Source organism: Pseudactinotalea terrae, from assembly GCF_009733845.1.
In the GTDB taxonomy this organism is placed as follows: Bacteria; Actinomycetota; Actinomycetes; order Actinomycetales; family Beutenbergiaceae; genus Pseudactinotalea; species Pseudactinotalea terrae.
Map to the genome: position 1 here is coordinate 149,994 of NZ_WNXZ01000004.1, position 19,465 is coordinate 169,458.

Below are 19,465 nucleotides of genomic sequence, written 5' to 3' on the forward strand. Positions count from 1 at the left end.
CTCAGGCGGGAACCGGGCGAGGTGCCTCGACGCCGGCGACGAGGTCGGCCACGATGGCAGCCGGGTCCTCGCCCGCGAGCAGCGCGTCCCGCGTGGGGATGAGGCGGTGGGCGAGCACCGGCTCGGCGAGGCGTTGCACATCGCTCGGGACCACGTAGTGGCGCCCTTGCGAGGCCGCGAACGCCTGGCACGCGGAGATGAGGCCGCGCAGCGCCCGGGTGCTGGCGCCGAGGCGAAGGCGGTCGTCGGAGCGGGTCGCGGCGCCGATCGCGCGGACGTACCCGAGCAACGGGTCGGCCACGTGGATGCCGCGCAGCGACGCGGCCACGGCGGCCACGCGATCCGGGTCCGTGACCTCCGTGACCGCCTCGACGACGCCCGCACCGCTGCCCGGTCGCAGCACCTCGATCTCGTGCTCGGGGTCGGGGTAGCCGAGCGTGATCCGCATGAGGAACCGGTCGAGCTGGGCCTCGGGGAGCCGGTAGGTGCCGTCGAGGTCCACGGGGTTCTGGGTCGCGATGACCACGAACGGGTCGGGAACGAGGTGACCCACGCCGTCGACCGTGACCGTGCGCTCCGCCATCACCTCGAGCAGCGCCGACTGGGTCTTCGCGGCGGCTCGGTTGATCTCGTCCGCGAGCAGCACGTTGGTGAAGACCGGCCCGGGTCGGAAGCTGATCTCGCCGCTGCCAGGCTCGAACACCGCGGTGCCGGTGATGTCGGCGGGCAGCAGGTCCGGGGTGAACTGGATGCGCCGCGAGCTGCCGCCGAGGGCCGCCGCGATCGACCGCGCCAGCGTGGTCTTCCCGGTGCCGGGCACGTCCTCGAGCAGCACGTGCCCGCCGGCGAACAAGCACGTCACGGCCAGCTCGACGACGGCGCGCTTGCCCTGGATCGCCCCGCTCACCGCGTCGACGATGTCGGTGTGCAGCAGCCGGAAGTCGGCGACCTGCTGCGCGGAGGGGGTGCTCATCTGTGGGCGTCCTTGTCTCGTGTGGTCTCGGTGGTCGCCATCGCCTCGGCCGGCGTCTCGAGAAGGCCCCGACGGCGCAGCGCACGCAGGGTGCGCATCGTCCCCGCTCCGAAGAGCAGGCCGACGCCGGCGATCAGGACCGGCGGGTTCGGCGGCTCCGGTGGTGTCCAGGGGAGGGGGTCGATCTCGACATCGGGGTCGTCGGGATCGAGCGAGGCCACCTGGTGGCACCGCTCGCCCTCGCCGCTGATGTATTCGCACCACGCCTCGCCTGGCATGGTCACGCCCGTCGAGGACGTCGCGCTACCACCCGGCCAGGTGATGGTCACGCTGACCCAGCCGTCGAGGCCGATGTGCCGCTGGCCCGTGCCCGACCACAGCACGGCCGACTGGCCACAGCTGAACGCCTCAGGCGGTCCGCCGTTCACCGACGCCGTGCAGGAACCGCCGGAGCTCGCCCAGCTCGGGATCGGGACGTAGCTGATCGAGCCGTGGAACTGGCCCTGCTCCGCATCGCTGCGGTCCTCGACGGCGTCGAGCACCCCGTCCCCGTCCTTCGGTGTGGGCGGGGCGGGTGTGCCGCCCGCGGTGACCGAGGCCACCGCGGCGGGACCGGCGCCGATGGCGTTCGAGGCGCTGAGCCTCACCTCGAAGTCGGGAGCCTCGATGACCTCCGAGCAGGGGTCGCAGCTGACCTGCTCCGACCACGACGTCTGCCCCGGGCCGAGATCGATCGTGCGGCCGTCCCACACGAGCGTGTAGCCGGTCAGCGGTGATCCGCCGTCGCTCGGTGCGGTCCAGGTCACCGTGTTGGTGACGAACGGCGGCGACTGGTTCGTGGACGCCTGCACGTTCGTCGGTGCCCCCGGCGCGGTGGCCGGTGCGGGCACGGTGACGCTGTTGCTCGCGGCCGAGGTGGCGGTCTGGCCCTGCCAGCGCGCCTCCACCGTGAACGTGTACGTCGCACCCCGCGCCACGGTCAGCGTCGCCGAGGTCGCGGTGCCGGCCGAGACCGATCCGCCGCTGCTGGGGAACACCACGTACTCGGCGGCGGCAGGGCTGGAGCCGCTCCACTCGACCTCCACCTGGTCGCCACCGAGATGGGTGGCGGTGACGCCGGTGGGGGCGGTCAGCGTCGGCGGCGTCGTGGTGGTCGTGCAGGTGTTGCTCAGCTGGTTGGACTGCACCGGGCTCGCGGTGCCGTCGGCGTGGTTCGCGGTCACGGTCAACCGGACGGTGGCCACGCACGGGATCGCGACGTCGAGGCTGGTGGCGCCCGCGCCGAGCGTCTCGTCGACCCCGTTGCCGGTCACGGTGAAGCCGGTCGGTGCGATCACCGGGGCGGTCCACGTCAGCCGGTAGTCGTTGCCGGAGATCCGGGTCAGCGTGACGTCGCGGGGCCGCTGGTCGGCGGGGTCCACGGCACAGGTCTCGGTGGTGCTGGCGGAGCCGGCCGAGTACTCACCGGCGTCCGGGTGCACCGCCGTGACCTCGAACTCGATCGGGTCACCGCACGCGACGCCGGGGATCACGACGCTCGTCTCGGCGCCGTCGACCGTCACCGACTCGCCCATCCCGGTCACGACGTACCGCTCGGGCGCGATCTCCGGCGCCGTCCAGCCCACCACGATGTCCTCACCGGCGCGCTCGGCCACCACCCCGTCGGGCGTGAGCTGCGAGGGCGCGGGCGGGTCCACGCACGCGGAGGTGTCGACGTCGGTGGCCGCCCCGACCATCTGCTCACCGTGCTGGGCGTAGACGGTCAGCCGCACCGTGGTGCCACAGGTGAGTGTCGTGAGCGTCGCGCTCGTCCGGTCGGCTGCCACGGTCTGCGTGACCGCCCCGTCGGAGCTCACGATCAGGTAGGCGTCGGGCTCGGTCACCGCGGGCGTCCAGGTCACCACGACCGAGTCGTCGGGCTCGACGGCGGCGCTCACCCCTGTCGGTGCCAGGTCCGGATCGACGTCGCTGCCCCCGTCGGTGGTCGGGCCGTCCCCACCACCACCGCTGGTCGGTGCGTCGGTCGAGCCGTCGGCGGGATCGCCCGTGCTCTGATCGGTGGCGTCGTCCCCGCCCGACGGCGGCTCGCCGGTGGGGCTGGTCGTGCTCGGGGGCTCGATGTGGACCGGCGGTGTCGTTGACCCGCCCTCGGGCGGGGTCGTGGTGCCCGTCGTGACCGGCGGCAGCGGCTCGGTCTCCTCCGCCTCGGCGATCGGCACCTCGGCACCGTTGAGGTCGGTCACGGTGGTGCTGCCGTCCTGCTGCACGACGACGATGCGCCCGTCGTCAGGGTCGTGGACCACGAGCCGGCCGTCGTCGACGATCAACGCCGGGTCGCCGCCGCCCGGTACCACGATGTCCGGCCCGGCGCTGAGGCCGGCCGCGTCGAGCACGACGACCCGCCCCGCACCGCCGCACGGCACGTACACGCGCCGCTCGAACACCGCGGGCCGCAGCGGGGACTCGCACTCGATGCTGGCCATGTCGACCGTGAGCAGCTGCCGGCCGCTGATCATGAACACGAGGCTCTCGTCCGTCGCCGACGCCGGCGAGAGATCCGCCGGCGACGTGCTGGCCGCCTGGACCTCGCCCTGCAGCGCGGGGACCTGCTGCACGTAGTCCGCGCCCACACCGATCTGCAGCACCGCACCGCCGTCGGGCGCGAACACCGTGACCCCGGAGGAGTGCGGCACGAGCCGGGTGCCGGGCCCCGCACCGGCGACCGGGCGCTCCAGCGAGACGGAGAACTCGCCCGACTCCGCGATCCAGTCGAGCTCCCGGAGCTCACCGGAGGTCGTCATCATCCAGACCGTGCCCTCGTCGTCGATCACGACGTCGCTCAGGTCCGCACCTGCGCGGTAGGGCGCGCCGACGCTCTGCATGGACACCGGGTCCACGACCTGCACGAACCCCGGCTCCATCTCGGCCAGCATCACCACGCCGCCGCCGATGAGCACGGTGGTCTCGCCGTCGGTCTGGCGGCCCTGGCCGGCGACCAGACCGGCGAGGTCGATCGAGGTGACCACCCCGGTCTCGAGATTGGTGACCACGAGCAGGCCGTCGTCCTGCGTGACCTCCATGCGCTCGCCGTCGCCGCCGATCACGATCCGGTACTCGGGCTGCCCGGTCGCAGGGTTGATCTGCACGACGGAGCCGTCGTCGCTGCCGAGCCAGGTCTGCCCGTCGGACATGTCCATCGCCGCGGCGGCCACACCGTTCCCGACGACCGCGCCCACCACGAGCAGGCCACCGGCCGCGGCGATCCCCGCCTCGACCATGCCGCGCTCGCGGCCCGCGCTGCTGAGCCGGCGGCGCCACCACGACATCTTCTGCGCGCTCATCGGACACCCCCACTGTGACTCGCCGATAGTAGTTGGACCACGTGCGTGCCGCCTCCGGCGACGAGGAGAGCTCTGCCCATGCCGGACAGCGGCTCGGCGGAGTGCATCGGGATCGTCACCGAGGCGAGCGACCCGTCGGACATCTCGGGCGAGATCAGCGCGATCCGGCGGTGCCGGCGCAGCGCCTGGGTCAGGCCGGGGACGTGCTGGCGCGACCGGGCGTCGTCGGAGTCGGAGACAGCGACGACGGCGATGCCCGACCGGCTCGGCAGGCTCTCCACGAGCGCTTCGACGGCGGCCCGCTCGGTGCCGTTCTTCTCCCACGCTCGTTCCCACTCGTGCAGGTCGTCGATCAGCACCAGGTGCCAGTCGCCGTCGGCGGGGCTGGCGAGCTCGGCGGCCCAGGCGGTGACAGCCGCGGGATCGGTGAGGACCTCGTCGGCGAGCTCGGCCGACTCGACCACGCCGTCGGGCGTGAGGACCCCGCCCGCAGCGCGCGGGCCGATCAGCGTGACACGAGCAGGTGGTTCCGCGGACCGGCGTGCGACCTGGCCGAGGCCGAGCAGGGCCGAGGTGCGACCGCTGCGGCTGCGACCAGCGATCAGCAGCGGCGCCTCCAGCAGCGAGAGCGTGACGGCGCTGACGTAGCCGTCCTCGACGCCGAGGCAGACGTCGTCGCGAGCAGGTGCCGGGGCGAGGTGGGCCGGGACGCGACTGGGCATCGCCGGCACCGCGGTCGCGGGTGCCCCCAGCGGCTCGGCATAGCGATCGGCGACGATCGCGCACAGCTCGTCGAGGCGCTCGGCCTGCAGCGGGGTGCCGGCGCCGCCGACAGTGGCGATCTGCACCTCGTCCTTGCCCACGAGCCCGCGGCCGGGGGCGGAGTCGCCGTCGAGGACGTTGCCGGGGACACCGAGCATCGCGTAGTCGTCGGCCACGGTCATCCGCAGCACCATGCGCTGACCGAAGGTGGCCTGCACGGGCGAGGTGAGGCCGGTGCGCTGCGGGGTCGTGGCGGTCACGTGCACGCCGCAGCGGCGACCTTCCTGAAGGATGGTGATGAGGTGCTCGGCGTGCTGACGGCGGACCGGACCACCGCCGTCGAGCGAGTCGAGCACGGCCGGCAGGTTGTCGATCAGCAGATGGATCCGCTGCAGCGGGATGCCGAGGGCGGCGAGCGCGGCGACATCGGCTGCGCCGTGCGCGGCGAGCAGCGCGTTCCGCTCCTCGATCGACTTCGCCAGCATGCGGACGAGCCGCAGCATCCGCTCCTGCTGCTGCTCGAGCACGATCGAGCCGACCGAGGCCATCCGCTCGAGCACCGTGAGCGCGCCGCCGCCGGCATCGATGCCGTAGACGCAGGCGGGGGTCTCGGCGGCCGAGCCCGCGGTGACGGCGGCGGCGACGGTGCGCAGCAGCTCGGACTTGCCGGCGCCCGAGGCGCCGAACACCAGCAGGTGACCGGCGCGGGCGTAGTCGATCACGAACGGCAGCTGGGTCTGCTCGGCAGGGCGGTCGATGAGGCCGAGGACCGCTTGGCCCGGACCCTGCACGAGCGTGTGGGTCTCGGCGTGGGTGCCGGCCACGAGCGCTTCGTCGTGCGCGCCCTCGCCGAGCACGAGCCGACCCGGGGCGGTGCACACGAGCGGGACCTCCTCGGGCAGCGGCGGCAGCCACGGCTTCTTCGGGGTGGGGCGGCCGGTGCGCAGGAACGCGGTGCCGGTGGCGGTGACGATCCGGTCGAGATCCGACCTCGGGTGCACGGTGGTGCGGCCACCGGCGCGGCCGGTGAGCTCGCGAGCGGTGAACGGGCTGATGCGGACCTTGCCGCCGTCGGTGTGGATCTCCTCGTGGGCGCCGACCCAGGCGACCTGCACGAGCTCGCGGGTGCCGTGGCCGGTGCGCCGCAGCCACGCCCGGCCGGGGGTGCGGCGGGAGATGTGGGCGGCGTCGGGCGCGTCGATGACGTCCATCGAGTCATCCGGGGCGGCCACGCGCAGCGCGATCCGCAGGTCGGTGTTGGCCTTGATCTGGGGCGTCACGACCCCGGCCGGGCGCTGGGTCGCGAGCAGCATGTGCATGCCGAGGGAGCGGCCCCGCTGCGCGATCGAGACCATGCCCTCGACGAACTCGGGCACCTCGGCCAGCAGCGCCGCGAACTCGTCGACGCAGATGAGCATGCTCGGGGGAGCGGCCTCGGGGTTGCTGCGCTCGAGGGCCTGCAGGTCCTTGGCGCCGTACTGCGCCAGCAGGTGCTCGCGGGAGGTGAGCTCGGCGTGCAGCGAGGTCAGGCAGCGCTGCACCAGCGCAGGGGTGAGGTCGGTGATGTAGCCGACGCTGTGGGGGAGCTCGGCGACCTCCCGGAAGGCGGCGCCACCCTTGTAGTCGACCAGCAGGAACGTGATGCGCGAGGGCGGGTTGTTCATCGCCAGCGAGCACAGCAGCGACTGCAGCAGCTCGGACTTGCCGGCGCCGGTGGTGCCGGCCACGAGGCCGTGCGGGCCGTCCTCGCGCAGGTCGATCGTGACGACTCCCTCGCCGCCGGTGCCCAGCTGTGCCCGCAGCCCGGTCGAGGTGGCCCACCGCTCGATGAGCCGCTCGACGTCGTCGGGGTTCTGGAGATCGCCCGAGAGCCCCGGCAGCCGTACCTGCGGGGGGAGCATCGACTCGGCCGCGAGCACCGCGGCCTCGTCGCGGTAGCCCGACAGCGCTCGCGCAGCGCGCCACACCTCGGTGAGCCCCAGCGCCTCCACGCGGGTCAGCGGCTCCACGCCGCCCCGGTCCCGGTACAGCACGCGGCCCGCCTGCTCCGCAGCTCCCAGATCCACCACCGTGGCCGTGGTGGCCGGGACGCTCTCCTTGCTGGAGCCGAGCCACAGCAGGTGCAGGCGGCGCTCGACGGCGTCCGCGGCCACCGCCTCGACCAGGCGACGGGGCAGGCCCGCTGCCTCGTCGACGAGCACCAGCGTGTGAGCGGTACCGCCGTCGGCGCTCGCGAGCTCCTCGAGCAGCGCCTGCCCCTCGGTGGCGCCGATGCCCACGCACGCCATGCCGCCGTTGCGGGGCGCCGCGTGCGGCAGCCACCGCAGCCAGGACTCGATGTGTGCCCGGTTCGGGCCGAGTGCCGCAGCGACCTGCAGATCGGTGGGGGAGTGGGTGACGGCGAGGCGGAGCACGCTGGCGCGCACCCAGGCGTCGACCTCGGCCGCGGTACCGGTCACGGCGGCCAGCCCGGCCTCGGCCAGCTCCAGCGGCACCGGCAGGTCGGCGAGCGTGGCCCGCTCGGCGATCGCGCGGCTGCCCTCGGCGCGCAGGCCACGGTCGCCGTTGGTGATCTTCTTGGCGGTCAGCAGCGCGGGGCGTGGACCGCGGCCGGCGCGGACCGCGAGGAAGTCGTCGCTGTCGGGCCGGCGCACCCAGAGCCGGTGGTCGCGGGCCACCGCGCGGGCGAGCACGACCTCGAGCTCGGGCTCGTCGTCGTCGGCGTTCTCGCGCTGGGTGGTGGCAGCGGCGTCGAGCGCCCCGAGCACCCCGCGCATGTCCTCGCGCCAGATCGCGGACTCGGCCGCGAACTCCCGCCGAGCCGCCCGGCGCTGCATGAGCCAGGTCAGCAGCATCATGCTCGGGAACCCGAACATGAACACCAGCGACAGCGGGCTGCGGCTGACGCTGAACATCACGCCACCCATGAGCACCGGCATCAGCATCATCGGCCAGGACAGCGGGGTCTTGCGCACCGAGGAAGGCGGCGCTGGGGTGTCGAGCTCGGCCTCGGCCACGGAGTCACCGAACCGGGGAGAGCGGAGCACACCGCGCTCGCGGGCGGCCTCGCCGTCGCCGGGGTGGATGACGACGACGGTGTCGCCGAACGTGATGCGTTCCCCGTAGCCGACCGGGGTCGAGCGGGTGATGGTGCGGCCGCCGACGATGGTGCCGTGCGCCGACCCCTGGTCGAGCACCACCGGGGTCTCGGCGAGCAGGATCCGGGCGTGCACCCGGCTCACCAGCGGGTCTCGCAGCCGCAGGCCGGCGGTGGCGGCGCGACCCACGACGAGGGTGTCGCCCGTGATGTCCGCGACCAGGCCGACGTCCGGGCCTGCGACGACGTGGACCGTGGCACGGGGGGCGCGGCGAGGGCCCGGGCGGGTGCGCCAGTCGGTCGGCACCGAGCTGACCTCGAGGACGTCGCCATCGCGCAGCCCGGCCTCGGCGAGAGGGGTGTCGGCCGGCCACGTGCGCCCCTCGCTGGTGGGAGCCAGCAGCATGCCCCGGCCGCCGAGGTGCTCGCCCAGGCCGGCTGCGAGATCAGCGACGGTCGACCCCTCGCCGGCGTCGACGACGACGTCCACCGGAGCCAGCTTGCTCTCCGGTGTCGGCAGCACGCTCAGTCGCCACATGCGGTTCGTTCTCCTGCTCGCTCGTCGGTGCTGACGACGCTAGGGAGACATACCCGCGGGGGCCAGTGCGGCTGGGGTGGAAACTTCCGCCGTGCGGCGCCTGGTCCCGGCTCCTCGCCCAGGGCGGGCCGGGTCCGTCAGCCGCCTCTCGCGAGTGCGAGCAGCTCGCGGCGGCTTCGCACGTGCGTCTTGGTGAAGATGGACTTCAGGTGGTCCTGGATGGTGTGCTCGGACAGGTAGAGCCGAGAAGCCAGGGTGCGGGTGTCGTCACCCTCTGCCAGGTAGACGAGGACGTCGCGCTCGCGGGCGGTCAGGCCGTTGGTGCGGCAGAACAGGTCCCAGCGCTGCCGTTGCTCGACCGGTCCGATGGTGACCGCGATGTCCTCGCCGAGCCGTTCTGCCTGGACGCAGATCCACTCACCGGGCGCCACGGCGGTCAGCGCGACGGGCCGGTGGGTGTCGACGCCTGCCTCCAGCGCGAGGAGCTGGGCGGCGACGTTGTACGCCGCCGCCGGCACCGGGCGGCGGGTGGCTGCGGTCGGTAGCAAGGCCCGGAGCTCGGCCTCGGCCTCAGCTGTCTGGGTCCGCACCGTCAGATCCGGTGCGAGCAGCAGCACGGCATGGCCCGATGTTCGGTCAGCCCCAGCGACCGGGCCGAACATGACTGACCGGCAACGCCGGAGGGCGGCCGTGACCGGGTCCGTGAGGAGGCCGAGAAGGCTGATCTCCTCGGCCGTGAATCGAGCTCCGATCCGCCAGAGGTCGAGGAATCCCCACCAGCCGAACCGGTCCTTGAACACGACCGAGACGACGTCGCTGACGCCGTAGCCCGCGAGGAACCTCTCCAGCTCGGACCCGGCAGGGACGGGACGGTACGGGACGCCGTCATCGGCCGAGGTCCAGCGCCGAGCCGCGGTGTACCTGAGCGCGATCAGGCGAGGCAGCTGATCGAGGCAGGGCACCTCGGCGAGGGGCGCCGTTCCCACCGTCGTGTCCGGATCGGTGAGCAGCCACGCGAAGGCGTCGAACGGGATGCTGCGGCGCACCTGCTCGATGATCGCGCGGCGCAACGTGCGGTCATCGTCGACAGCTGCGAGTGAACCTCGTACACCCGCCAGGAAGGTGTCAGCGGACACCCCACCAGCCTAGGGACCGTGCCGCCGGTTCAGAACCCCACAAACCTGGGATTCCGCCGGGCAGCGGGGCCGCGCACCATCGACCACATGAGCACAACACTGCACATCGAGCACGACATCACCGACTACCCGACGTGGCGGGCTGCCTTCGATCGCTTCTCCGATGCCCGCACGCAGGGCGGCGTCACGGCCGCGCGGGTGCGGCTCGCCGACGACGACCCGCATCACATCGTCATCGACCTGGACTTCGAGGGGCGCGAACCGGCGTCGGCCTTCGCGACATTCCTCCACGAGCGGGTCTGGGGGACGGGCCGTGCCCCCGCGTTGGCGGGCACGCCGACGACGCGGCTTCTGGTCGACCCCGACGCCCGACCATGAGCAGCTCGTGCTCGTGCTCGCGGTCGGCGTGACAGCGGGAGCGGCGGTGGCACGGCGATGGCCCGGCCCCTGGGCAGAGGGACCGGGCCACCGTGGGGCCGGGCGTCAGCTGGAGGCGTCCTCCTGCGACTGCGCCTGGGCGTAGATCTGCTGGCTGTTCTCGCGCAGCGCCTGCACGACCGAGCTCAGGGCCGGCACGTACTGGCCGGACCAGTCACCCTTGAAGCGGGTGGCATCGGGGCCGTACCAGGGAGTGCTCTCCAGCATCCCCGTCAGGCGCGTGGTCAGCGTCTCGATCTCCGTGGCGTCCGCGTCCATCCGGGTCGCGAGGTCGCGGCCGGCCTGGATGTCCATCCCGTACACGTTGGCAGTGGTCATGGTGTGTTCCTTTCGAATGAGCGCTGCTCAGGTGCAGCGCGAGGGTGGTGTCCTGAAGGTGTGGTGCGGGTGATCACCCGATGGTGATCGGTGGGTTCAGAGGGCCTCGTCCTCCCCGTCGTCGTCAGCGCCGTCATGAAGGCCCTTGGCGCGCAGCGCTGCGAGAGCAGCACCGCCGACGCCCGCGAGGCCGAGCGGGGCCGCCGCGAGAGCCGCAGACGCGCCACCGCCGGCCACCGGGGCAGCCACGTCGAGGGAGCCGGCGCCGGTCCCGGTGGCCGTGGCCCCTGCAGGTGTGCTCCCAAGGACCGCGCGCGAGGCGAGCGGCGAGCTCTGCACCGGCGGATCGGATGCCGGCGCGCCGGTCGTGCCGTCGCCGGCACCACTGGATCCGCCGTTCCCGCTCGAGCCGCTGCCGATCGCACCGGTCGGCGGGCCGCCGGTGGCACCGGAGCCTGCTGGCCCGCTGCCACCGATCGTGGTGCCGCCGCCGATGCCGAGGTCGGCGCCGGATGTGACAGGTGCGGGGGTGGCGTGTCCGCCAGGCCCCGCACCCAGCCCACCGGTCGAACCGGCCGCAGCGATCGTCGCCGGGGCGGTCAGGGTGGCGGGGGTGACGCTGCCGCTGACGGTCGTGCGGGTCCAGAGCTCGCCATCGGAGGTGATCCCGGTGGTTGTCGTGATCGTCCCGCCGCCCCTGACGTTGCCGGTCGTGGCGCCGGCGTCCGTGCTCCCGATCGGGGTGGTCGGCGTGACGGAGGTCCCGCCGCCGGTCTGGGCGCCGGTGCCGGGGGCGGTCTGCTGGATGGCGGGCTCCGGGCTGGCCAGCACGGGCGGGTTCACACCGGGGGTGACCGGGGCCGGCGGCGGGTTCCACGCGGTGGCGGGGATGCTTACCGGCGGGGCGTCCTCCGAGGCGTCCTTCTGCTTGCTCGAGGCGAGCTGAAGGAGTCCGCCGAAGACCCGCAGGCACCTGGCGATGTACTTCACCCACGGGATCACGACAGCCTTCAAGTAGGCCGCGAGCGCCGCAGCAAAGCCAGTCCAGCTCATGGCCTCGAGAGCCGCGACCAGGATCTCGAGGGCCCTCGCAACGGTGTCAGCGAAGTCCGCACCCTCCATGCAGCGGTTCGCAGTACGGTCGAGGCCGTCGACGTCTGCTCCTTGGAATGACACCTGCTCCACCTCCTTCTGGTTCGTTCGTGGTGATGTCGTGTGCTCGACGCTAGGCAGATCGGTGTGTGCGATCCAGCGTCGGTGGGGTGGAAGCTTCCGCCCCGGGGCTGCTACGCGGAGGCCTGGTCCTGCAGGTCGGCGCGCCGCTTCATCTCGGCTGCGTTGCCGCGAAGCGTCTCGGCAGCTTCCTGCATCTGCGGCTTCATCGAGCCGTCCCAGTCCGACTTGAAGCGTTGCGCGCCCGGCCCCAGCCACAGCACCGACTCCATCAGCGCGCCGATGTCGTTGACCATGGCACCGAGGTTCTCGGCGTTGGCATCCATCTGCTGGGCCTGGCTGCGGGTCTCGGTGGTGTCGAGGCCGTAGAAGGTGCTGCGGTCGTAGCTGGTCATCGTGTCTCCCTCGTCGGTGCGATGGCAGCGACGCTAGGCAGCACGCAGCACCCGGCACCAGCGCCGCGGGGGTGGAAACTTCCGCCGTGGGGTCAGGCGGTGGGGTTGAGGCCGGCGCCGCGGGACTGGGCGTCGAGGACGGCTTCGAGGTCGTCCGTCGTCACGAGGGCGGTCTCGGCCGCTCGACGGCCGACGGCAAAGCGCACGTTCTGCACGCGGCCCAGCGTCACGGTGAAGGGGTCGTCCGCGGGGCCGAAGGCGAGGCGGGCGATCGAGCGGATGGCGTCGTCGACACGCTGAGCGCGCTCCAGGTTCCAGGCGTGGCCACGCCAGGACAGGACACGCTCGTAGATCTCGCGGTTCGACGGTGGCCGGGGATAGTCGTCGGCGCCGGTGAGCCAGGGTTCGGCGAGGGCGAGGGCGACGTACCACTCACGTGACCACCGCTCGAGGTGCGGCGCATCGGCGGTGGCTGCGCCGTCGGGATCGTGCTCGGGCACGAACGGCGAGGCCTCCGGCTCGGACCCTTCACGTACCTCGGCGACGTCGACGACCAGCACGAGGTCGGTGAAGCCCTTCGAGTCCTCGCGGCCACGGAGCAGCAGCACGTGGTTCTCGCCCTCGTCGAGGAGGGCGGCCATGCCGGTACCGAGCGCGACGCGGCGAGCGCCGCCCGGGGCGTCGAACAGGCTGGAGAGCTGAGCGCCGGTCGACCCGTGCCAGCGCAGCCGCGCCACCTCCTCACCGACCGCAAGCTCGCCGACGACGCGCGAGACGTGGGCGGCCGCCCGCGGCAGCGCGAGCGCGGTGGTCCGGAGCTGGGCGTCGACGTCACCCTCGGGGAGGGCGACATCCGGCGCGCGGCCGAACATCAAGGACTCCCCGCTGCCGAGCACCACGTTCGGGACACCACGGCCTCGCAGCGTCACCCTGAGCACGTGTGGTTCCCCCTCGATCGCGTCCTGAACCCTCAGCAGGCTATCGAGGTGCGCACGCGCGCCACCAGTGCAGACCTGCCCACGGGGCGTGCGCCGGTGGCGCGCGTGCGTCAGATCATCGCGTGGCGCTTGCGGGCCACCGCGTTGGCGCCGGGCTGCACCGGCTCCCACATCAGCGTCATGCCCGCCTGCTGCGGCGTGCGGCCACCCTTGCGCTCGTTGCAGGTGCGGCACGCAGCCACCGAGTTCTGCCACGTCGAGGGGCCGTCCTGGCAGCGGGGCACCACGTGGTCGACCGTGGTGGCCGACCGCCCGCAGTACGCGCAGGTGTGGCGGTCGCGCTGCAGCACGGCCTTGAACGAGTAGGTGGCCGGCACCGTGCGCTCGTAGCGCCAGCGCGCGTAGACGTAGCGGACCAGCTCGACCGAGACCGGCCGCTCGTACGGCCCGAACGCCTCACCGTCAGAGGCATCGAGCACCCGTGCGACCCCGCGGTGCAGCATCGTGACGACGTGGCGCAGCGGCTTGACGTCGTGCACCTCGACGCCACCGGCGTTGTAGATCAGGACCATCGCAGCCACGCTGCACCTCCTTCACGCTCGCTAACGGTATGACAGCACTCCCGCTTGCGCACGGCCATCCGCCGCGCCCGAGCGCCTTCGTGATCGTCGACCACGAACCGCCTCTTCGCCACCGGATTTCCGGTGAGCACCCCACGCCGAGCGCGAACGGCGGCGCTCCCGCCCACGACTGGTCGACAGGTGCTTCCGCGGAAGCGTCAGCGGCCGCCCGAGCTGCCGCCTGCCTCGTCGTCGGCTTCGCTCGAGGTACCGCCGCCGTCGGTGAGCACGTCCCAGGCCGCCACGGCGAGGTTGCCGGGCACGATGAACATCCCCCCGGCGCCCAGGGTGTCGAAGGCGGCCTCGTTGCGGCGCTCGAAGGCGTCGCCGTAGCTGGTGCCCTGGATCCCCTCGTTGATCTGCGTGCCGACGAACCAGCCCGCTCCCCAGGCCGCGCCGACCGCCGGCCCGCCGGCCGCACCGGCTGCGAGGCCACCGATGCCGCTCGTGGCTTGGACGGCGTCGCCCCTGACCAGCCCGGCGCCCGCGTCGTACACGTTGAGGACGTTGCCCACGTGACCCGCGGCGCGCAGCGTGGCCCCGACCGCGGGCTTGCTCGCGCCGATCAGCGAGCTGATCAGGGCGTACTGGTCCCTCGTCATCGCCAGCGCGCCGCGCCCGCCAGCCGCCACGACCGCGGCGACCTGCGCCAGCTCCGGCCCGGTGGTGAGGGCGTCAGCGAGGGTGCGAGCGCGTTCCAGCAACGTGGTGCTCGTACCTGCGGTGGTTCCGGTCCCGCTGGGGTCGGGCACGCCCGAGACAGGCGTGCCCGACGGCGCAGCGGCGCCGTTGGCCTGCTCGCTCACCTGCCGCTGCTGCCGCGCCTCCTCGAGCACGACCCCCGCTGCCTCGGCGAGCGCCTTCGAGACGTTCCGGATCCGCGGCAGCTCCACGCTCTCCCAGTGCCGCCGGGCGCGCTCGGCGTCCGGCCCGGACCACCGCAGCGTCGCGAGCTCGTTCTGGGTGCGGATGCCCACGCCGAGCGTGTGCTCGGCGTGGTTGAGCATGTCTTCAGCGAGTCGCTGCAGGGCTTCGGGGTCGGCGCCGTGCGTCACCGCGGTCATGGGTCTCCTCGTGGTCCGATGCCGTCATCGTCGACGACACCGGCGGGAAGGGACAGCCGTGACGGGGTGGAAGGTTCCGGTCAGAACGCCCCGGACAGGGCCGCGACGAGGAGCGAGATCACGATAACGGCGCCGACGATCCCGCCGGCGATCGCGAAGCTCTTGCCCCAACCCCAGTCGACGACCTTGACGCCGCTGGCGCGCAACGTCTGCACCCACCACGACTGCGGGGGCACCCCGCTCATGGCGGTGCGGCGCGCATAGGAGTCGGCCGACTCGTTCGGCTCCGGGGCGATCATGCTGCCCAGCAGCGACAGCTTGATCGTTGGTCCCGCCTGCGGCTTGAACACGAGCATCGACTGGTTGACGGTGTGGTTCGAGACCTGCCGCAGCCCCGGCGGGGGTGTGTCGAGCAGCACCGCCGGCTGCTGCCCGGGCTCGACCTCGACGATGCGGATACGACCATCCGGGGTCCACTCGAGGGTGGCGTTCTTGGTGTTGAAGACGGTCGCGCCCATCGTCTGGGCGGTCACACGAACCGGGGTGTTCATCGATGCTCCTGATCTCGGGTACGGCGTGGCCGCGTCAGTAGTAGCACGCTCGCCCGGCACCGACCCGCGGTGCGCAGGGGTAGAGGTGTCCGCTAGCGCGCGCTGATGCACCCCTGCACGTGGTCGTCGACATACCCGAGGGCCTGCATCGCGGCGTAGGCCGTGGTGGCTCCCACGAAGCGGAAACCTCGCTTCTTCAGCATCGTCGCGAGTGCAGCCGACTCCGGTGTGCTCGCCGGGATCTGGTCGAGACGCGAGAGGCGGGCGGCCCGCGCCGGCGGGCGGTGCGCCTCGAAGACATCGGCCAGCCGCTCACCGTTCTCGTGCAGCGCCAGCAGTGCCCGTGCGTTGGCGATCGTGGCGTCGACCTTCGCCCGGTTCCGCACGATGCCGGCATCGGACATGAGCCGAGCGACATCGCCGTCGTCGAACGCCGCGACGGCCGCGGGGTCGAAGCCGGCGAAGGCGGCGCGGAACCCCTCGCGCTTGCGCAGGATCGTGATCCACGCCAGCCCCGACTGGAACGCCTCGAGGCTCATCCGCTCGAACAGCTCGCGCTCATCCGGGCTGCTCGACGGCGGCACTCCCCACTCGGTGTCGTGGTACGCCTCGTAGAGCGGATCACCGGACCCGAAGCAGCGGAACGTCTCCATGAGCGCGATGGTAGGCGCGTGGGCCGACACCGCCGGGCCGCAGAGGGGAGAATGAGGCATGAGCACCCCATCGTCGCCGTCCGAGACCGCCCTCGCATCCCTGCGCAGCCTCCGGCAGTCGCGGCGGTTCCTGCCCGACCCGATCGCGCGTGACGATCTCGAGAAGCTGCTCGAGGTGGCGCGATGGACCGGCAGCGCCAAGAACACCCAGCCCTGGCACCTCGTGGTCGTCACAGATCAGGAGACCAACGGTGCGCTCGCCGGCATGGGTGCGTTCGCCGGGTTCCTGGCCGGGGTCGCGGCTTCGATCGTGGTGGCCGTGCGCGGTGACGGCCGCTCGGTGGCCTACGACGACGGCCGGCTCCAAGAACGCGTCATGCTCGCGGCGAGCCACCTCGGGATCGGCAGCGGGACCGCCTGGTTCAGCACCGCCGAGAACCGACAGCAGGTACGTGACCTGCTCGGTATGCCCGCCGACCTCGAGCCGTGGTCAGCGATCGGGCTCGGCTACACCGACACGTCCCAGGAGCAGGCATCGCCGCAGCTGTCGGGTCGCAAGCCGCTGGCGGAGATCGTCAGCTGGGGCCGTTACGGGGCCCAGCCCTCGGCCTGACCGCCGCAGCCACGCCGCGTGGCGGCACTCACGCCGCCGCGGCACTCGCGGCGCGAACCTCCCGCCTGGATGCGCGCAGGCTCGGCCAGCCGCAGAGGAGCACCGCGGCCATGCCGAGCAGCCCGCCCCCGATGAAGACCGCGCGCGGTGAGGCGAGCGCGCCCACCAGGCCGCCGAGCCCGAGGGCGAGCACCGAGCCGGTTCGCGCGATGCCGTTGAGCGCGGCACCGACCGTGCCGCGCTGGGCATCGGGCGTCCGCGTCATCACGAGTGCGCCGTTGGCGGCGTTCCCGATCCCGGCGGCAGCGGCCACCACCACCATGAGGCCGAGATAGACCCAGAACGACGGCGCACCGCCCGCCACGGCCAGGCCCGCGCAGGCGGCGGCGAAGCCCGCGATGACGGCTCTCACCCACGCCCGATCGCCAGCCAGCCGCCGCGCCGCCAGCGCGGCGCCGAGCACGCCGCCCACGCCCGCCGCGAGCTCGCCCAGGCCGTACTGCTCCGGGCTGGCGCCGAGCGTGTCGCGGGCGAGGAACACCTCCACGGCGTTGACGCCCTCGACCATGACCACCATCGGGAGCAGGGCGAGGAACACCGGCCACACGACCTTGTCCGCCCGGAGCACCGCGACCCCGGCGAGGATGCCGGACGAGGTGGGCACCGCCGTCGAGCCCGCGGTCGAACGCGCCTCAGCGCTGAGGTGGCGGCGGGTGCGGATGAGCTGGACCGCCAGCAGGAGCACGGCGAACGCCGCGGCGGCGACCAGGAGCGCCGGCCCCGCGCCGACGCTCCCGTAGAGGACGCCGCCGAGCGCCGCGCCGAGAGGTGCCGCGACCGCACCGAGTCCCTGCTGCCACGCGATGACGCTGCCGATGCCGTCCTGGCCCACGACGCGGGGGAGCAGCCCGCTCCAGACCGGGCCGATCACCGCCTGCCCGAGCTCGAGCAGCACGACGCCGACCAGGGTGAGCGCCGCCGTCGGGCTCCAGGCGAGGAAGGCGAGGGCGAGGACCTGGAGCGTGATCCCTGCGGTGAGCAGGTGGCGGGAGTCGAGGGTGTCGGCGAGGCGGCCGGCGATGCCCATGGTGGCGATCGCCGGCAGCGCGAGCGCGATGAGGAGCGCAGCGACGCCCATCGTGCCGACGCCGCGGTCGTGGGCCTGGAGCAGCAACGTGACCAGTGCCGTCGAGTGCCCGGCGAGCGAGAGGGTGCGCGCGGGGAGGATCAGCCGGACGTCACGGTGCGACCACACGCCGGTGTCGATCTGAAAGGAACGCTTCATAAACCTGAAAGGTATGCTTCATAACATGGCGAGTCAAGAGGCAGGGCTTCCGAAGACGTTCGTGGTCGAGGGTGCGCAGGGTCTGAAGCTGCTCGCGCACGAGGCTCGGCAGCACGTGATCTCCGTGGTCTACGAGGGGAACGAGCTGACCGCGACCGAGGCTGCGGAGCTGTGCGGGCTCACGCCCTCGGCCATGAGCTACCACCTGCGGATGCTCGAGAGGGCCGGAGTGCTGCTCGTGGCAGAGGGCAGCGACGGTCGGGAGCGCCGCTACAGGCGCGCCGCCCGCTCGTTCCAGGTGCGCGGCGGTGACCGAGGCGGCGGCGCAGGCGTGCAGCTGCGGTCGACGATCGGGATCTGGATCGACACGCAGACGCGCGCGATCGAGCGCTGGCTCGGAGCCGGCGCACAGGGCACAGGGGCGATCCAGACCCAGGTGCTGCGGCTCACGGCCGAGCAGAGCGCTGAGCTGGTGGAGCGGATGAACGCCCTGTTCGAGGAGTACGACGAGGTGTCGGAGGCCAACGACCCGGACATCGGTGAGTGGGAGACGTACTGGGCCCACCTGCCGCGGGTGCGCGAGCCGCGCTAGGGCGGACCGTCGCTGCCGGCGATGACACAAACTCGTGGCCAGATGCCGCGATCCGCACCGAGATCGTCGGAATCGCTCATCTGGCCACGACTTCGTTGCACGCGAGCAGCATCTCGCACGCCTCGATGAGGCGGGCACGCAACGGAGCGCCGCGCTCGGCGAACCCGGCCTGAGCCGCCGCGTACGTCCGCTTTCCCTCGGCGGTCTCGACCCGTACCGGCTGGAAGCCGAGGTCGGCGAGGTCGTAGGGCGCTGCGCGCATGTCGAGGACGCGGATGTCCCGCGCGAGTGCGAAGCAGTCGGCGATCAGCTCCGAACCGATCAGCGGCGCGAGCCGGAAGGCGTGCTTGTACAGGTCCATCCCCGCGTGCAGGCAGCCGGGCTGCTCGAACGCGGGGCGGTCCTCGGAGCGCGGGCGCAGCGTGTTGCGGTCACGTGCGGCGGGGGTGAAGAAGCGGTAGGCGTCGAAGTGGCTGCACGTGATGCGATGCGACTCGACGACCTTGTCGGTGCCCTCGGCGCCGAGCCGCAGCGGGTGCGGGTGCCGCGTGCCCTCGCTCCGGTACACCATCGCCCACTCGTGCATCCCGAAGCAGCCGGTGTTCGCGGGACGTGACGCGGTCGCGGCCAGCAGTGCGTGCGTCCCCGCGATCAGGTCGTGCCGCTCGGCGAGCATCGTCGGCGAGACACGAGCGACGTCATCGACGATCTCGTAGCCGCGCCGGTCGGCGTACTCATGCGCGTTCTCCAGCCCGACGCCGTAGCCCGGGTGCCAGCGCCGGAGCTGGCTCGGTCGGTAGGAGTAGTAGGAGAAGAGGAAGTCGTGGACCGGGTGCGGGGCCCCGTCGCGCTTGCGGGCGAGGTGGTCGGCGACCAGCGCGTCCACGCGCTGGGCGTGTGCGCGGGCACGCTCACGCCAGACCTGCTCCTCGAGAACCTCCACGCAGAGCACGGTAGCCCGCCTCAGGCTCACGCTGG

General features: G+C 72.7%; 17 protein-coding genes. 3 read left to right on the forward strand and 14 right to left on the reverse strand.

The features are described from left to right. Position 1 precedes the first annotated feature (1 nt). The 4 genes from GPA03_RS14545 to GPA03_RS14560 form a co-directional block, all read right to left on the reverse strand. A complete protein-coding gene (locus tag GPA03_RS14545) occupies positions 2 to 973 on the reverse strand; it encodes an AAA family ATPase (protein WP_156252759.1) in 972 nt (323 codons plus the stop codon). Further along, a complete protein-coding gene (locus GPA03_RS14550) occupies positions 970 to 4,314 on the reverse strand; it encodes a hypothetical protein (RefSeq protein WP_156252760.1) in 3,345 nt (1,114 codons plus the stop codon). The genes GPA03_RS14545 and GPA03_RS14550 overlap by 4 nt, the downstream gene beginning before the upstream one ends. Further along, the gene (locus GPA03_RS14555) at positions 4,311 to 8,711 is read right to left on the reverse strand and encodes an FtsK/SpoIIIE domain-containing protein (RefSeq protein ID WP_156252761.1); all 4,401 of its coding nucleotides are present in this window, start codon (positions 8,709 to 8,711) and stop codon (positions 4,311 to 4,313) included. Before GPA03_RS14555 ends, GPA03_RS14550 begins: the two co-directional genes overlap by 4 nt. A 137-nt stretch (positions 8,712 to 8,848) precedes the next feature. Then, a complete protein-coding gene (locus tag GPA03_RS14560) occupies positions 8,849 to 9,847 on the reverse strand; it encodes a helix-turn-helix transcriptional regulator (protein ID WP_206673578.1) in 999 nt (332 codons plus the stop codon). 87 nt (positions 9,848 to 9,934) lie between these two features. Here GPA03_RS14560 and GPA03_RS14565 point away from each other — a divergent pair, with 87 nt between their 5' ends. After that, positions 9,935 to 10,225, forward strand: coding sequence for a hypothetical protein (locus GPA03_RS14565; protein ID WP_156252762.1), 291 nt, complete (start codon positions 9,935 to 9,937; stop codon positions 10,223 to 10,225). Between the two features lie 105 nt (positions 10,226 to 10,330). On the opposite strand, the gene GPA03_RS14570 is transcribed toward GPA03_RS14565, so the two are convergent. The 8 genes from GPA03_RS14570 to GPA03_RS14605 form a co-directional block, all read right to left on the reverse strand. After that, positions 10,331 to 10,603: a hypothetical protein gene (locus tag GPA03_RS14570; RefSeq protein WP_156252763.1), complete on the reverse strand. Its 273-nt coding sequence runs from the start codon at positions 10,601 to 10,603 to the stop codon at positions 10,331 to 10,333. Positions 10,604 to 10,699: 96 nt separating this feature from the next. Beyond that, entirely contained in the window at positions 10,700 to 11,779 is a 1,080-nt protein-coding gene (locus GPA03_RS14575; RefSeq protein WP_156252764.1) for a hypothetical protein, read from the reverse strand. Positions 11,780 to 11,889: 110 nt separating this feature from the next. Continuing rightward, a complete protein-coding gene (locus GPA03_RS14580; RefSeq protein ID WP_156225165.1) occupies positions 11,890 to 12,171 on the reverse strand; it encodes a hypothetical protein in 282 nt (93 codons plus the stop codon). Between the two features lie 92 nt (positions 12,172 to 12,263). Then, positions 12,264 to 13,100, reverse strand: a complete 837-nt coding sequence (locus tag GPA03_RS14585; RefSeq protein WP_241681314.1) for a hypothetical protein — start codon at positions 13,098 to 13,100, stop codon at positions 12,264 to 12,266. Positions 13,101 to 13,219: 119 nt separating this feature from the next. After that, the gene (locus tag GPA03_RS14590) at positions 13,220 to 13,681 is read right to left on the reverse strand and encodes an HNH endonuclease (RefSeq protein ID WP_156252926.1); all 462 of its coding nucleotides are present in this window, start codon (positions 13,679 to 13,681) and stop codon (positions 13,220 to 13,222) included. A gap of 206 nt (positions 13,682 to 13,887) precedes the next feature. Then, the gene (locus GPA03_RS14595; protein WP_156252765.1) at positions 13,888 to 14,793 is read right to left on the reverse strand and encodes a hypothetical protein; all 906 of its coding nucleotides are present in this window, start codon (positions 14,791 to 14,793) and stop codon (positions 13,888 to 13,890) included. An 80-nt stretch (positions 14,794 to 14,873) separates the two neighbouring features. Beyond that, positions 14,874 to 15,344, reverse strand: coding sequence for a hypothetical protein (locus GPA03_RS14600; protein ID WP_156252766.1), 471 nt, complete (start codon positions 15,342 to 15,344; stop codon positions 14,874 to 14,876). Positions 15,345 to 15,436: 92 nt separating this feature from the next. After that, complete coding sequence (locus tag GPA03_RS14605; protein WP_156252767.1) at positions 15,437 to 15,997, reverse strand: DNA-3-methyladenine glycosylase I; 561 nt, start codon at positions 15,995 to 15,997, stop codon at positions 15,437 to 15,439. Positions 15,998 to 16,055: 58 nt separating this feature from the next. Between GPA03_RS14605 and GPA03_RS14610 the strand changes: the two genes are divergently transcribed. After that, the gene (locus GPA03_RS14610; protein ID WP_156252768.1) at positions 16,056 to 16,610 is read left to right on the forward strand and encodes a nitroreductase family protein; all 555 of its coding nucleotides are present in this window, start codon (positions 16,056 to 16,058) and stop codon (positions 16,608 to 16,610) included. Positions 16,611 to 16,638: 28 nt separating this feature from the next. Here the strand turns inward: GPA03_RS14610 and GPA03_RS14615 are convergent, their stop codons facing one another. After that, positions 16,639 to 17,895 (reverse strand): MFS transporter, encoded by a 1,257-nt coding sequence (locus GPA03_RS14615; RefSeq protein ID WP_156252769.1) that lies wholly within the window; start codon positions 17,893 to 17,895, stop codon positions 16,639 to 16,641. A gap of 25 nt (positions 17,896 to 17,920) precedes the next feature. Here GPA03_RS14615 and GPA03_RS14620 point away from each other — a divergent pair, with 25 nt between their 5' ends. Then, on the forward strand, positions 17,921 to 18,487 hold the full coding sequence (locus GPA03_RS14620) for an ArsR/SmtB family transcription factor (RefSeq protein WP_162458384.1): 567 nt from the start codon (positions 17,921 to 17,923) through the stop codon (positions 18,485 to 18,487). Positions 18,488 to 18,563: 76 nt separating this feature from the next. On the opposite strand, the gene GPA03_RS14625 is transcribed toward GPA03_RS14620, so the two are convergent. Then, on the reverse strand, positions 18,564 to 19,430 hold the full coding sequence (locus GPA03_RS14625; protein WP_156252771.1) for a 3-methyladenine DNA glycosylase: 867 nt from the start codon (positions 19,428 to 19,430) through the stop codon (positions 18,564 to 18,566). Between the last annotated feature and the right edge of the window lie 35 nt (positions 19,431 to 19,465).

What these genes read in the sequence shown, in the direction of transcription:
- GPA03_RS14545 (WP_156252759.1), bottom strand. Translation starts at nt 973, where the DNA reads ATGAGCACCCCCTCCGCGCAGCAGGTCGCCGACTTCCGGCTGCTGCAC.
- GPA03_RS14550 (WP_156252760.1), bottom strand. Translation starts at nt 4,314, where the DNA reads ATGAGCGCGCAGAAGATGTCGTGGTGGCGCCGCCGGCTCAGCAGCGCG.
- GPA03_RS14555 (WP_156252761.1), bottom strand. Translation starts at nt 8,711, where the DNA reads ATGTGGCGACTGAGCGTGCTGCCGACACCGGAGAGCAAGCTGGCTCCG.
- GPA03_RS14565 (WP_156252762.1), top strand. Translation starts at nt 9,935, where the DNA reads ATGAGCACAACACTGCACATCGAGCACGACATCACCGACTACCCGACG.
- GPA03_RS14570 (WP_156252763.1), bottom strand. Translation starts at nt 10,603, where the DNA reads ATGACCACTGCCAACGTGTACGGGATGGACATCCAGGCCGGCCGCGAC.
- GPA03_RS14580 (WP_156225165.1), bottom strand. Translation starts at nt 12,171, where the DNA reads ATGACCAGCTACGACCGCAGCACCTTCTACGGCCTCGACACCACCGAG.
- GPA03_RS14590 (WP_156252926.1), bottom strand. Translation starts at nt 13,681, where the DNA reads ATGGTCCTGATCTACAACGCCGGTGGCGTCGAGGTGCACGACGTCAAG.
- GPA03_RS14595 (WP_156252765.1), bottom strand. Translation starts at nt 14,793, where the DNA reads ATGACCGCGGTGACGCACGGCGCCGACCCCGAAGCCCTGCAGCGACTC.
- GPA03_RS14600 (WP_156252766.1), bottom strand. Translation starts at nt 15,344, where the DNA reads ATGAACACCCCGGTTCGTGTGACCGCCCAGACGATGGGCGCGACCGTC.
- GPA03_RS14605 (WP_156252767.1), bottom strand. Translation starts at nt 15,997, where the DNA reads ATGGAGACGTTCCGCTGCTTCGGGTCCGGTGATCCGCTCTACGAGGCG.
- GPA03_RS14610 (WP_156252768.1), top strand. Translation starts at nt 16,056, where the DNA reads ATGAGCACCCCATCGTCGCCGTCCGAGACCGCCCTCGCATCCCTGCGC.
- GPA03_RS14615 (WP_156252769.1), bottom strand. Translation starts at nt 17,895, where the DNA reads ATGAAGCGTTCCTTTCAGATCGACACCGGCGTGTGGTCGCACCGTGAC.
- GPA03_RS14620 (WP_162458384.1), top strand. Translation starts at nt 17,921, where the DNA reads ATGGCGAGTCAAGAGGCAGGGCTTCCGAAGACGTTCGTGGTCGAGGGT.